Annotated in this window: 11 protein-coding genes and 1 tRNA gene; 5 read left to right on the top strand and 7 right to left on the bottom strand. The window is 64.8% G+C overall.

Translation table 11 applies throughout. The features are described from left to right. Nucleotides 1–47: 47 nt before the first annotated feature. Nucleotides 48–599 (bottom strand): c-type cytochrome, encoded by a 552-nt coding sequence (locus tag ACUJB0_RS18110; protein WP_444846413.1) that lies wholly within the window; start codon nt 597–599, stop codon nt 48–50. A 204-nt stretch (nt 600–803) separates the two neighbouring features. Between ACUJB0_RS18110 and ACUJB0_RS18105 the strand changes: the two genes are divergently transcribed. Together ACUJB0_RS18105 and ACUJB0_RS18100 are read left to right on the top strand one after the other, a co-directional pair. Next, nucleotides 804–879, top strand: a tRNA-Arg gene (locus tag ACUJB0_RS18105). Between the two features lie 277 nt (nt 880–1,156). Further along, the gene (locus ACUJB0_RS18100) at nt 1,157–1,288 is read left to right on the top strand and encodes a hypothetical protein (RefSeq protein WP_256369123.1); all 132 of its coding nucleotides are present in this window, start codon (nt 1,157–1,159) and stop codon (nt 1,286–1,288) included. Nucleotides 1,289–1,347: 59 nt separating this feature from the next. On the opposite strand, the gene ACUJB0_RS18095 is transcribed toward ACUJB0_RS18100, so the two are convergent. The 4 genes from ACUJB0_RS18095 to ACUJB0_RS18080 form a co-directional block, all read right to left on the bottom strand. Then, the gene (locus tag ACUJB0_RS18095; RefSeq protein ID WP_444846509.1) at nt 1,348–2,409 is read right to left on the bottom strand and encodes a type II asparaginase; all 1,062 of its coding nucleotides are present in this window, start codon (nt 2,407–2,409) and stop codon (nt 1,348–1,350) included. 103 nt (nt 2,410–2,512) lie between these two features. Continuing rightward, the gene (locus tag ACUJB0_RS18090; protein WP_444846412.1) at nt 2,513–3,520 is read right to left on the bottom strand and encodes a porin; all 1,008 of its coding nucleotides are present in this window, start codon (nt 3,518–3,520) and stop codon (nt 2,513–2,515) included. A 421-nt stretch (nt 3,521–3,941) separates the two neighbouring features. Beyond that, nucleotides 3,942–5,153, bottom strand: coding sequence for an MFS transporter (locus ACUJB0_RS18085; RefSeq protein WP_444846411.1), 1,212 nt, complete (start codon nt 5,151–5,153; stop codon nt 3,942–3,944). 9 nt (nt 5,154–5,162) lie between these two features. Further along, nucleotides 5,163–6,248, bottom strand: a complete 1,086-nt coding sequence (locus tag ACUJB0_RS18080) for an alpha/beta hydrolase (RefSeq protein ID WP_444846410.1) — start codon at nt 6,246–6,248, stop codon at nt 5,163–5,165. A 162-nt stretch (nt 6,249–6,410) separates the two neighbouring features. Between ACUJB0_RS18080 and ACUJB0_RS18075 the strand changes: the two genes are divergently transcribed. Beyond that, a complete protein-coding gene (locus ACUJB0_RS18075) occupies nt 6,411–7,301 on the top strand; it encodes a LysR family transcriptional regulator (protein WP_444846409.1) in 891 nt (296 codons plus the stop codon). A gap of 6 nt (nt 7,302–7,307) precedes the next feature. On the opposite strand, the gene ACUJB0_RS18070 is transcribed toward ACUJB0_RS18075, so the two are convergent. Beyond that, nucleotides 7,308–8,672, bottom strand: a complete 1,365-nt coding sequence (locus tag ACUJB0_RS18070) for a sensor histidine kinase (protein ID WP_444846408.1) — start codon at nt 8,670–8,672, stop codon at nt 7,308–7,310. Continuing rightward, complete coding sequence (locus ACUJB0_RS18065; protein ID WP_444846407.1) at nt 8,669–9,346, bottom strand: response regulator; 678 nt, start codon at nt 9,344–9,346, stop codon at nt 8,669–8,671. Before ACUJB0_RS18065 ends, ACUJB0_RS18070 begins: the two co-directional genes overlap by 4 nt. A gap of 199 nt (nt 9,347–9,545) precedes the next feature. Here ACUJB0_RS18065 and ACUJB0_RS18060 point away from each other — a divergent pair, with 199 nt between their 5' ends. Beyond that, nucleotides 9,546–10,616: an efflux RND transporter periplasmic adaptor subunit gene (locus tag ACUJB0_RS18060; RefSeq protein WP_444846406.1), complete on the top strand. Its 1,071-nt coding sequence runs from the start codon at nt 9,546–9,548 to the stop codon at nt 10,614–10,616. Further along, nucleotides 10,616–13,693 carry an efflux RND transporter permease subunit gene (locus tag ACUJB0_RS18055; RefSeq protein WP_444846508.1) on the top strand — a complete coding sequence of 1,026 codons (3,078 nt, stop codon included), beginning with the start codon at nt 10,616–10,618 and terminating at the stop codon, nt 13,691–13,693. The genes ACUJB0_RS18060 and ACUJB0_RS18055 overlap by 1 nt, the downstream gene beginning before the upstream one ends. The last annotated feature ends 2 nt before the right edge of the window (nt 13,694–13,695 follow it).

Genomic DNA, 13,695 nt, shown 5'->3' with positions numbered 1-13,695 from the left:
TAAAAAAACCGGCCGCTTGGGGCCGGTTCTTCTGGTGAGGCTGAAGCTTACTTGGCTGGCGCCGAAGCCTCTGGCGCAGCGGCCGCAGGGGCTGGTGCTTGAGGTTCCTTGAACGAGGCGCCGCCCTTGTTGGCCATGTAGACCACGGCACGGGCCACTTCCACGTCATCCAGATCCGGATTGCCGCCTTTGGCCGGCATGGCGCGCAGGCCTTCGATGGCGTGCTTGACCAGGGTGTCGTAGCCCTGGGCGATACGTGGGCCCCAGGCGCCGGCATCGCCGAACTTGGGAGCGCCGGCCGCGCCGCTGCCGTGGCAGGCCGCGCAGGTCGAGGTGTAGATGGCTTCGCCGGTCTGCAGCACTTTCGGTGCGTTGGAATCTTTCAGCGTGAAGCCGGCGTCGGCGACGGGCGCGATGCGGGTGGCGACTTCTTCAGCGGCCTGGCTATTGGAGCCGGCGCCGGTCAACTTGTCCGTGGTGACGTACTGCACCAGCAGGATGATACCGATGACTACAACACCAAAGAAGCCGACGACTGCAGCAACCAGCTGCTTAGGCGTCCTGATGGGGGATTCGTGTTCGTTGTGTGCGTCGCTCATGATTTCCTTAACAGACTAATTTCGAAGCCGGGTGGCGAGAGAAGAAATGTATCAACCAGCTGCCTTGCAAAACCTTCACCAAACGGGCGATTATAGACTCAAAAATGCCTGCATGGAAACGCAAAGATGCTCAAAACGACACTTTCCATGGACGACTCTCGATAAAACCGGTATCCTACGGCACACCTCAGAAATTCCCCCAGCGCGGCTGTAGCTCAGTGGATAGAGTATTGGCCTCCGAAGCCAAGGGTCGTGGGTTCGATCCCCGCCAGCCGCACCACAATTCCCCATATATATCAATGATTTAGCTGTTGCATTGCTTGGCAATGTGATGCGTTGATTCGCGCGCTTTGACATACACGCAGTGCCAAAACTGTGTCAGTTGCGGCGTTGCGTTTCCGGCATTGTCCGCTTGTTCTTCAGCTTGCTTAGGGCAGCGAGCGAAATGATGGATCGACCCAATCGTGCGGATTGTATTTGGTGGTAGTGTGGTGAAAAATGCAGCATTATCGTTATTGCACTGAATGCAGTGACGATTTCATTTTAGGGAAGCCATCATGAGAAAACTGCCGCTCATCGCCATTATTGTTTTGCTTGCCTTAATCGTAGGCTACTTAGCGCTTGATCGGAGTGAGAAGAATGCAGCTCAGGAGCGGAGTAAGGCTTTCGACCAAAGCTTCGCCAAGTAGGGCGCGGCACAGACACCCCGGAGGGGCGGGCAGACATGCCCCCCGGAGTTTCCCAAGTTTTAGTAGGTGTAGAACATGCGCTGGATTTCCTTGCTGTCGCTGGTCTTGGTCAGGGCCAGCATCAGCAGGATGCGCGCCTTCTGCGCATTCAGCGTGTCCGACACAACGAAGTCCAGCGCGTCGTCGTTAGCTTCGCCGTTGCGGGCCACGATGCCTTGGCCGACGCGGGCCGAGCGCACGATCAGCACGCCTTGCTTGCGGGCTGCGGTCAGCGATGGTGCAACCTTGGAAGCCAGGCTGCCGTCGCCGACGCCGGCGTGGATGATGCCCTTGGCGCCTGCAGCCACCAGCGCGTTCAGCGCCACAGGGCCGACGTTGGCGTAGCCGTAGACGATGTCGACCTGCGGCAGCGAGTCGAGCTTGCTGACGTCGAACTCGGTGTCAACCGTGTGCTTGCGGGTCGACACATGGTAGAAGTAAGGCTTGTTGCCCTGGATGTAGCCCAGCATGCCCAGCTCCGGCGTCTTGAAGCTGTCCAGCGTCGAGGTGTTGGTCTTGGTGACGTCGCGCGCGCCCTGGATCTGGTCGTTCAGCGTGACCAGCACGCCCTTGCCGATGGCTTCCTTGCTGGCCGCCAGCAGCACCGCGTTGTACAGGTTGATCGGGCCGTCGGCCGACAGCGCGGTGCCCGGACGCATGGCGCCGACCAGCACCACTGGCTTATTGCTCTTCACGACCATGTCGAGGAAGAAGGCGGTCTCTTCCAGCGTGTCGGTGCCGTGGGTGATGACGATGCCGTCCACATCCGGCTGCGCCAGCAGCGTGTTGACGCGCTTGGCCAAAGTCAGCCAATGCTCGTTGGTCATGTTTTCGCTGGCGATCTGGAACACTTGCTCGCCCTTGACTTGCGCCACCTTGGCCAGCTCCGGCACAGCCTGGATCAGGCGGTCGACGCCGACGGTGGCGGCGGTGTAGCCGACCGTGGTGGTGCTGGTGGCGCCGCTGCCGGCGATGGTGCCGCCGGTGGCCAGGATGGTGACGTGGGCCGATGGCGCGGCATCGGCGGCGTGGACCGCAGGAACGGCCCCTGCCAGCAGCGCCAGGGCGCACAGCGCGGACATCAGACGGGAGGAAATAGGAACGAACATAAAGTCTCCAAAATAAATAAGTGGGATGAATAAGGGCCGGTCCCGAAAGGGGCAAACCCCGGTGGTGCTTTGTGGCTTAGAACTTGTGGCGAATGCCGACCGACAGTGCTCGCGATCCATTGCCGGCAGCAGGCACGCTGCCGCCGCTGGACGCATCGCCCACCATATTGGTGGCGGCCGATTCGTTGTGGATGGTGCCGAATGAGCTGTAGAGGTTGGTGCGTTTGGACAGCGCGTAGGTATAGCCCACCGCGAACTGTCGTCCGCCTCGCTCGGTCGAGGAACGGTCCTGCTTTTTCACGTACGAGGCCAGCAGCTTGCCCTGTCCGAGCGGCACCGATGCACCCAGCAGGAAGTCGCGGAAGTCACCGCCGAGGTCGTCCTTTTCGGTTTCAAACGCGGCGTGCACGGTCGCTGGGCCGAAGTTGTAGCTGGCGCCCAGCAGAACTTCTTTCAACGTATTGAAGGAAGTGACCTTCAGGCTGTCATAGGCCAGGGTTCCCACCAGTGGGCCCGCAGCGTAGTCGATGGAAAAGGCGATGGTGCGGCCCAAGGTGCTGTCACCGGGCTGTTCGCCGAAACCATACATCACAGTGGCCGACAGGCCGTTCAGGTTGGGCGTCGCGTAGCTGACGGTGTTGTTGGTGCGTGCCGTGCCAATGCTCATCAGATTGGTGGCGGAGCCGGTGAAGCCGGTTTCAAACGGGTCGATGCCGTCCAGCGCGATGAAGATCGGATTGCATTGACGGCCCAGGTTGACGGTACCGGCGCTGGTGGTCAGGCCGACATAGGCGTGGCGGCCGAACAGGGCGCCGTTCTGGCGCGCCTTGCCGGTGTCCAGATCCAGCCCATTCTCCAGCACGAAGTGGGCGTTCATGCCATTGCCCAGGTCTTCCTGTCCCTTGAAGCCCAGGCGGCTGCCGGACTGCACGCCACTGGCCAGCTTGGTGACCGAGCCTTCGGCGCCCCCGGTTTCGCGGGTGATGCCCGCGTCCAGTATGCCGTAGACGGTGACGCCGGATTGCGCAGAGGCGGCGCCGGCTGCGGTGGCGAGGAAGAGACCAGCTACTAACGATTTTTTCATAAACGATCCAATAAGACTCTGCGGTAGGTATCACGGCGCGACCGAAATCGAGGATGCAGCAATCCCCGCCGGACCAAGATTCGGGCTCGGTCAGCCGTGAAGTTAGCGATGGAGCGGCGCGCAAGCGGCGCCGCCAGACGGGCGTTGGTGGCGCTTACGTCAGGAAGGTGGCCTGCACATTCGGGCGGGAATTACTTTGGTCATGTTGTTGTCTCCGTTTTATTTATAGTGAAAAGCGCTTCGTAGCGGTGGCCGCTATCGAATGTGCTTTTCACAACAGAGATAGCACTATCCGTGCCACGGCATCAACCAGCCGGACTATTGAGCCAAATCATTGATTGGATGAGGTTTTTGTGCGAGGGGTGGGACCAGGCGCTGGTGCCCGCGTATGAATTCTCATACCCGGGCCTCGATCAGCGTATTAATTTTCGTTGCGTGCGCTCAGTAGCGTCAGGATGGCGGCGAGCAGCAGCACCGCCGCGCTCGCGATAAACGTGCTCTGGTAGCCGCGCGCGTCGAACAGCAAGCCGCCGATGGTCGAACCCAGCCCAATGGCTAGCTGCACGACGGCGACCATCAAGCCGCCGCCAGCCTCCGCATCTTGGGGCAGGGCGTTTGCCAGCCAATACCACCAGCCAACCGGCGCGGCGGTCGCCACCGCTCCCCAAATGCCCAGCACCGCCGCCACGGCCGCGACATGGCTGCCCACGACGGTAAGCGCCAAGGCGATCAACGCCATCAGGGTCGGGATGGCGACCAGCGTCGCGTAGAAGTTCCAGCTGAGGAAGCTGCTGATGACGGTGGTGCCGATAAATCCCCCGACGCCAATCGCCAGCAGGATGAGCGAAAGCGTCGATGCGTCCACCAACGTCACCGTTTCGAGGAAGGGGCGCAAATAGGTGAACAGCGTGAACTGCCCCATGAAGAACGCGCTGATCGCCAGCATGCCCACGGCAATCTTCGGATCCTTCAGCAGCTGGAAGGCGTTACGCGATCTAGCCGTGCCTGCCAGGGGCGGCATGGACGGCAGGCTGAGCCACTGCCAGAGGACGGCGCCCAAGGCCACCGGCACCAGGCAGAAGAACGCACCACGCCATCCGATGACCGAACCCAGGTAGCTGCCCAGGGGCGCCGCGACAACGGTCGCCAGCGCATTGCCGCCGTTGAAAATCGCCAGGGCGCGCGGCACCTGATGAGACGGCACCAGGCGCATCGCGGTGGCGGTCGTCAAGGACCAAAAGCCACCGACCACCACGCCGATCAACGCCCGCCCGGTCAGGTACAGCAGATAGTTCGGCGCCGTCGCGACCACCGCGCCGGAGACCGCCATCAGGGCGGTCAGGCCCAACAGGAGCGTCTTGCGGTCCATGGCGCCAGCCAGCGCCGACATCGACAGGCTGGTCAGCACCGCGCATGCGCCGGAGACGGCTATGCCCTGTCCCGCCAGGCCTTTGCTGATCAGCAGATCCCTGGCCATCGGCGTCAGCAGACTGACCGGCATGAACTCCGAGGCGATGAGCGCGAAGACGCACAGCGCCATGGCGAACACGCCGCCCCAATTGGCCGGTTGCGCACCGGCCTTGCTGTCTCCATGGACGCCGGCGTGCAAGGCGGCGGCTGTTGGCGCTGTCATGGAATGCCCCTATGCCAGGTTCTTGCGGAAAAACGCGGTCAGCTTGTCCCAAGGGATGAGCTTGACCCGGTCGTACAGGTCGACGTGTCCGGCCCCCGGCACCATGACCAGTTCCTTGGCCTCGCCGGCGAGCCGGTACGCTTCTTCGCTGAACTCCCTGGAGTGCGCCTGGTCGCCAGTGATGAACAGCATCGGCCGTGGCGAAATCGTCTCGATATCGTTGAACGGGTAGAAGTTCATGAACTTCACATTGCTGGTCAGTGTCGGATGCGTCGTCAGCGCCGGCGACGAACCCGCAGGCGTGAATTCGCCACGCGGCGTGCGATAGAAATCGTAGAACTCGCGCTGGATCGGGTGCGTGTCCGCGTCCAGCTGGTGCACCGTGCCGCCGGTGTACTTGACCGGGCCGCCAGCGAACTCGACGTCGCGCTGCCGCGCCGCCTCGGCGATGATTTTTTTGCGTTGCTCCAGCGTCTGCGAGTGGTTCAGCGCATTGCGGTTGGCCGCTCCCATGTCATACATGCTGACGGTTGCGATGGCCTTCATGCGCGGGTCGATCTTGGCCGCGCTGATGACGAAACTGCCGCTGCCGCAGATGCCCAGCACGCCAATGCGCTCCCGGTCCACCGAGGCCTGGCTGCCCAGGTAGTCGACCGCCGCGCTGAACGCCTCGGCGTAGATATCCGGCGCCACCGCGTTGCGCACTTGGCCGTCGCTCTCGCCCCAGAAGGACTGATCGATGGCCAGCGTGACGAAGCCCTGTTCGGCCAGCTTCTGCGCATACAGGTTCGAACTTTGTTCTTTCACCGCGCCCATCGGATGGCCGACCACGATCGCCGGATACCGGGCGTTGCCGTCGAACCCTTGTGGCAGGAACAGATTCCCCACCACCTTCATTTTGTACTGGTTATCGAAAACGACTTTTCGCGCCGAGACTTTCGCGCTCTTGTAGAAATTGTCCGCGCCATTGGACGGATCGGGCGCCTTTTCCGCAGCAAATGCCTGGCTTCCCGCAACGGACAAGGTGCTCAATGCGGCGATGCCGGTGCCGGCGGTCTTCAAAAATTCACGGCGATCTAATTCCTGTGTGGTCATGCTGGTTCTCCAGTGAGGTGAGGGTCAGCGCCATCGTACTTTTGGCGGCGGCCGTCGGCGCGCGGAAAACCAGCATAGGTATATGCGTACCAGCCATAAATGGGCCGCACATTCATGCGGAAAAGGTGTACATTGGATCGACAATCAATCCAGGAACCCCAGATGGCCCGCGACAATATCGTTGATATCCTTTTATTTTTCGAGGTGGCCCGCCACCGCAGTTTCACGCGCGCAGCGGTCGAACTTGGCATGTCCCAATCCTCGCTCAGCCACGTCATCCGCGACTTGGAGGCGCGCCTGGGCGTGCGCTTGCTCAATCGCACGACCAGAAGCGTTTCGCCGACGGAAGCGGGCGAGCGCCTGTTGAAAAACGTCGCGCCCCGGCTTGAGGAGGTCAACGCCGAGATCTCGGCGGTCTGCGATTTGAACGGCAAGCCGGCCGGCACGGTGCGGATCACCGCGATCGACCACGTCATCGACACGCTGCTGTGGCCAAGGCTGGCGCCGGTGCTGCCTGGCTATCCCGATCTCAACATCGAGATCCATTCCGATTACAGGCTGATCGATATCGCCGCGGACCGTTATGACATCGGCGTCCGCTACGGCGACCAGGTGGAGGAGGACATGATCGCCGTCCGGCTGACGCCCGACATTCCCACGATGATCGTCGGCTCGCCCGGCTACTTCGCCTGGCATCCCCGACCGGGCAACCTGCAAGCGCTGCTAAAGCACAACTGCATCACGCTCCGGCTCGCCAGCGGAGGCGTCTACGCCTGGGAGCTGGAGCATCAAGGACGCAAGGTGGAGGCCAGGGTGCGCGGCCAGGCGCAGTTCACCAGCGCGATGTCCATGGTGCAAGCCGCGCTGAGCGGAAACGGGCTGGCCTTCGTCACGCAGGATATGGTCGCCGAGCATGTGCGCGAAGGCCGCCTGATCAGCGTCATGGCCGACTGGTGCGGAAAGTTCCCTGGCCTGCATGCCTACTATCCCAGCCGCCGCCACGAATCGAGGGCGCTGCGGATCGTCATCGACGCCATTCGTCACCAGGAATAAGAGGCGCTACGCCGACGCGGGAAAGCTGACCGTGACGGCCAGCCCGACACCGTTCATGCCGGTGTCGAGACTGAGCGTGGCCCCGTGCATGGCCGCGATCCGGCTGACGATGGACAGGCCCAGTCCGCTGCCGGGCGCCTTCGCGCCGGGCAGGCGGAAGAAACGTTCCAAGACCCGTTCGCGCATTGCCGGCGGTATGCCCGGCCCCGAGTCCGCCACGCGCAGATAGCTGTGGCCGTCGGCCTGGCCGCAACTGATCACGATGCGGCCAGGCACCGGTGTGTAGCGCGCCGCGTTGTCGACCAAGTTGCGCAACAACATGCGCAGGCTTTCCCGCTCGATCCGGCACGGCGCGTGCGCGACGTCCACCTGCAATTGATGGCCGGTCGCCAGGCTCTGCCAGTGAGCCTGCTCCTCGGTCAGCGACGTCGCCAGGTCCGCTTGCTCCAGCGCCACGCCGTGGCTGTCCTGCGGATCGAGGTGCGCCAGCGTCAGCAATTGATCGACCAGCCTGCTGGCGCGGTCCACGCTGACGTTCAGGCCGGCGATGAATTCGTCGCGTTCAGCCACGCTGCGCGCCCGTTGCATGACCTGCAGATTGGTCTTGATGGCCGCCAGCGGCGTGCGCAGTTCGTGCGCGGCGTCCCCGGTGAAGCGCTGTTCGTACTCCATGGTTTGCCGGACCCGGCCAAACAGCCGGTTGATCGCCAGCAGCAGCGGAAACACTTCGCTGGGAGCGCCCTCCAACGGCACGTCGGCCAGGTCGTTGGGCGTGCGCGCGCCGACCTCGTCGGCGGACACCTGCAGCACCCGGAACACCCGGTCGATGCATAGCCAGATCGCCAATCCGGCCAGCATCGCCAGCACCACGCCCAGGCCGCTGGCCTTGTAGAAAAACCGGGTGCTGATTTCGTCGCGGTGGCTGCTCGGCTCGGCCACCTGGATCTGCACCGTGCGGCCGGCGTTCCAGCTGGTGTAGAGACGGCTGCGGTGGCCGTCCACTCGCGCCCACGAATAACCCTCCGGCGCCTCGACCGCAAACGCGGTCGAGGGTGCGCCGCCGTTTTTGTAGAGCAGGCGCTGGCGCGCGTCGCGGATCTGGAACAGCAGGTAGCGATGATGGTCCGGGCGTTCCGGTATCTTGAGGTCGATCGCCAGCGCGGTGCCGTGCTCTCGCGCCTCGTTCTCGGCCAGCGACAGCAGCAGCTGCGCCGTTTCCGCCAGCGATTGATCGAACAGTTCCTGGCTTTCGCGCTGCGCCTCGCGGTAAACGATGAACGCGCTGCCGCCCCACAAGGCCAGCGTCAACCCCAGCAGCACGCCCAGCAGCAAGCGCCGCAGCGACCATCGCGGCACGGCGGTGGTGCTCATGCGCCTGGCTCCGGCGTGGGCTTGTCGATGCAGTAGCCGATCGCGTGCACCGTGCGGATCAGTGCGCGTCCCAGCTTCTTGCGCAGGTGGTGGATATGGACCTGGACCGCGTTGCTTTCCACTTCCTCGCCCCAGCTGTAAAGCTGGTGCTCCAGCTGTTCGCGGCTCAGTACCCTGCCGCTGTTTTCCACCAGCGTCAGCAGGATGCCGAATTCCCTGCTGGTCAGCGACACCGGCCGTCCCTCCTGGGTCACCTGGCGGGCGGCGACATCGAGCACCAGATCGCCGTGCACCAGCTCTTCACGCAGCCGGCCCGCCGCGCGCCGCGATGCGCTGCGGATCCGCGCCGCCAGCTCATCCAGGTCAAAAGGCTTGACGATGAAATCGTCGGCGCCGCCATCGAGGCCGGCGATGCGCTCGGGGACTTTGTCGCGGGCGGTCACGATCAGGATGGCGCCGCCATAGCCGGCGTTGCGCAGCGTGGTCAACGCCTGCATGCCGTCCTGTCCCGGCAAGCCCAGGTCCAGCAGGATGCAGCCATAGTCGTGCAGCCGCACCGCTGTGTGCGCATGTTCGGCGGACTGCACCCAGTCCACCGCGTAACCGGCCTGTTCCAGTCCGATCTGTGTGGCGCGCCCCAGTTGGGGATCATCTTCCGTGAGCAATATACGCATGGTGCGATCTCGTCGTTTGGCTGGTGTCCAGCGTAGGCGGCAGTTGTTAAGAACTTCTTAATATCTGCTCACCACCATCATACGCACCGAAGCCCTCCAAGGAAATTATTCCATGCCGTTCCCTCCCTTTACTGCCCGCGCGGCCTTGCTCCTGGCATCTCTGCTTGCCGGTCCAGTCCGCGTCTGGAGCGCGGATGCCATGACGCAGCTGCCGATGAGCGCCAAGCAGATCAGCCGGGCAGGCATCGCGACCGCGCCGGCGGTTGCGGCCCCGGCCGGCGCCGCAACGCCGGTCGGCAACGCCGTCGTTTTGACCGGGACCGTGGTGGCGCCAGCTGATGCGGTCGTTCTCGCCGCCGCCGCCGCCAGCGGGGTGGTTCAGCAGGTGCATAGTGTTTCGCTGCAGCGCGTGCAGAGGGGAGCGGCGCTGGTCACCTTGTTCAGTCCCGCGTGGATGGAGACGCAACGAGAATACGCCCAGCTGTCCACGCAATCCCGCCTGGCGGCCGACAAGCTGCAGCGTGACGAAAGCCTGTTTGCCGAGGGCGTCATCGCGCGTGCGCGGGTGGAGGAAAGCCGCGCCGCCGCGCAGCTGGCCAGGCTGGCGGCCGATCAGCGGGCCCAGATGCTGCGCGCCGGCGGCTTGGGCGCGGCGGCCATCGCCGCGTTGTCGGCGGGCGCGCAACCGAGCCCGCTGCTGACCGTGCGCGCGCAAAGCGCGGGGACCTTGGTCGAGTTGCCGGTCACCGTGGGACAACAGCTGGACGCCGGCATGGCGGTGGCGAAGATCAGCCGCGATGGTCCGCTGTGGGTGGAACTGCAGGCGTCGGCCCAACAGATGTCCATGTTGGCGGTGGGGGATCTGCTTGATGTGGCACAGTGCGGCCAGCTGCGGGTGATCGCGCTGTCGCCGCAGGTCAACAGCGCCAACCAGACAGCGCAGGTGCGCGCGCGTCAGCTGGAACCGAAACCGTGCCTGAAGATAAATGCCTTCGTCGAGGCGCGGCTGGTCGCACCGCCGGCCCGGGGCGGGTCGCTGCTGGTGCCCGCCGCCGCGCTGGTGCGGCGCGGCGCGGCCAACTATGTCTTCGTGCGGAACGCCAACGGTTTTCAGGCGGTGCCGGTCATCCCTGGCGCGGCCGCCGGCGACCAGCTGTGGGTACGTGGAGCGATCGCTCCCGGAGCACAGGTGGCGGTGCGCGGATTGGTCGCGCTCAAGGGCGCCTGGACGGGGCTGGGTGAGCCCGCCGCCACGCAGGAGAAACCGTGATGCTGGGCCGGCTGATCGCTTTGTCCCTGGCGCAGCGCCTGCTGGTACTGGTGCTGGCGGTGTTGATGGTGGCGGCTGGCGTCAAGGCGGCCGGCGAACTGTCGATCGATGCGTTCCCGGATGTCTCCAGCACGCAGGTCAAGCTGATCCTGAAGGCGCCCGGCATGACGCCGGAAGAAGTCGAGGCGCGCATCGTCGCGCCGATCGAACAGGAGTTGCTGGGCATACCGCGCCAGGCCGTGCTGCGCTCGCAATCGAAGTATGCGATCGCCGACATCACGCTGGACTTCGAAGAGGGCACCGACGTCTATTGGGCGCGGCAGCAGGTCAGCGAACGGCTGGCCTCGGTGCTCAAGGATTTGCCGGCGTCGGTCAGCGGCGGGCTGGCGCCGATCACCACGCCGCTGGGCGAAATCTTCATGTTCACCATTGAAGGGCCGCTGTCGCTGATGGAAAAACGCACGCTGCTGGAATGGACGATCCGCCCCCAGCTGCGCAACATCGCCGGCGTCGCCGATGTCAATTCGCTGGGCGGCCAGGTCAAGAGTTTCGAGGTGGTGCCCGATCCGGCCGCGCTGGCGGCAAGGCGGATTTCGCTGGCGCAGTTGCAACAGGCGCTGGAGGCCAACAACCGCAGCGACGGCGCGGGCCGGCTCGGCAGCAACGAGGAATCCCTGCTGATCCGCAGCGATGCGGGCATCCGCACGCTGGCCGACGTCGGCGCCATCGTGATCGTCAACCGTGGCGGCGTTGCCGTCACGGTGGGGCAGGTCGCCACGGTGCGCGTGGGCCAATTGACGCGCTACGGCGCGGTAACGCAGGATGGCAAGGGCGAGGCGGTCGAGGCGCTGGTGCTGGCGATGCGCGGCGCCAACGCCCAGAGCGTGGTCGACCAGGTGCGGGCCAAGCTCGTCGAGATCGGCCGCTCGCTGCCGGCCGGCACCACCATCAGCACCTTCTACGACCGGGGCAACCTGGTCGAGCGCGCCGTCCAGACGGTCGTCAAGGCCCTGCTGGAAGCGACCCTGCTGGTGGTGGTGTTGCTGTATGTCTTCCTTGGCAACCTGCGCGCCGCCCTGGTGGTCGCCTGCATCCTGCCGCTGTCGGCGCTGGGCACCTTCCTGCTGATGCGCCATTACGGCCTCAGCGCCAACCTGATGTCGCTTGGCGGCCTGGCGATCGCCATCGGCATGCTGGTCGACGCGGCGGTGGTGGTGGTGGAAAACATCGAGGCCCACAGCGGCAAGGCCCAGCCGGGCCTGTCGCGCCTGCATGTGATCTACCGCGCGGTGCGCGAAGTGGCGGTGCCGGTGACGGCCGGCATGGTGGTGATCATGATCGTCTTCCTGCCCTTGCTGACCCTGCAGGGGCTGGAGGGCAAGCTGTTCGCGCCGGTCGCGCTGACCATCATTTTCGCGCTGGCGGCATCGCTGCTGCTGTCGCTGACCGTGATTCCGGTGTTGTCGTCGCTGCTGCTCAAGGCCCACCACGGCCCGGCGCCGCGCCTGGTGCAGCGCATGGAGGCGGCCTACCACGGGCTGCTGGCCCGCGCGCTGCGCCACGAGCGCCTGGTGGCGGGCGGCGCCGTGGCCGCGCTGGCCGTCGCCGCCGGCCTGTTCATGGTGGTCGGCAAATCGTTCATGCCGGTGCTGGACGAGGGCGACATCATCATGCAAATCGAAAAGCTGCCGTCGGTGAACCTGGCCGAGTCCGCGCGCCTGGACATGGCGATACAACGCAGCATCCTGGCGGAAGTGCCCGAGGTGCGGCGCATCGTGGCGCGGCTCGGCTCGGACGAGCTCGGCCTTGATCCGATGGGCCTGAACGAAACGGATACCTTCCTGGTCCTCAAGCCGCGGCCGCAATGGCGCAGCCAGAACAAGGAAGACTTGATCGGCGCCTTGCGCAAGGCGACCGCCGACTTCCCTGGCGTGAACATCAGCTTCACCCAGCCGATTGAAATGCGCACCTCGGAAATGCTGTCGGGCGTGCGCGGCGATCTCGCGATCAAAGTCTACGGTCCGGATTCCGCCGCGCTCGGGGCGCTGGCCGGACAGATCGTCAACGTGGTGCAGGCGGTGCCGGGCAGCGAGGATGTCCTCACCGTCAAGAACGAAGGCGTGCAATATCTGCAGGTCGATATCGACCGGCTGGCCGCCGGACGGTTGGGCCTGACCGCCGAGCAAGTGCAGGCGGACCTGCGCACCCTGATCGAGGGCCGCGTGGCCGGCGTGGTGATCGAAGGCGGCAAGCGGCTGCCCTTGCTGATCCGTGGCGGCGAGCAGCTTCAGCTTTCTCCCGACCTGTTCGGGCAGCTGCGCCTGCCGCTGGCCGACGGCGAGTCCGTGCCGCTCAGCCAGCTTGCAACGCTGCGCCACGTGGACGGCCCCGTCAAGATTGAACGGGAGAACAGCAGCCGCCTGGCCGTGGTGCGCGCCAACGTCCGGGGCCGCGACCTGGTGGGCTTTGTCGACGAGGCCAAGCTGGCTGTCGCCGCGCGCGTCAAGCTTCCGCCCGGATACCGGCTGAGCTGGGGCGGGCAGTTCGAGAACCAGCAGCGCGCCGCGGCAAGGCTGGCGCTGGTGGTACCGGTCGCGCTGGCGCTGATCTTCCTGCTGCTGTTCAGCACGTTGCACAGCGTGCGGCAGGCGCTGCTGGTCTTCGTCAACATTCCCTTCGCGCTGATCGGCGGCGTGGTGGCGCTGGCCGTCACCGGCGAATATCTCTCGGTGCCGGCGTCGGTCGGCTTCATCGCGCTGATGGGCATCGCGGTGCTCAACGGCCTGGTGATGATCACCTGCTTCAACCAGCTGGTGGCGCGCGGCATGGCGCTGCCGGAGGTGGTGAGCCAAGGGGCGCTGCGACGCTTCCGGCCGGTGATGATGACCGCCTGCATTACCGGGCTGGGCCTGGTTCCGCTGCTGCTGGCCACCGGCCCCGGTTCGGAAATCCAGAAGCCGCTGGCGATCGTGGTGATCGGCGGACTCGTCAGCGCGACCTCATTGACACTGATACTTTTGCCTCTGCTCTTCCGCCGCTTCGGCGTCAAGGGCCCGGCAGTTACCCAAGCAGGATAATC

Origin of the sequence: Duganella caerulea, from assembly GCF_040362985.1 — a bacterium.
Classification (GTDB): Bacteria; Pseudomonadota; Gammaproteobacteria; order Burkholderiales; family Burkholderiaceae_D; genus Rugamonas; species Rugamonas vulcania.
Note: the sequence above shows the minus strand (reverse complement) of the source record. Positions and strands in the feature narration are given on the sequence as shown.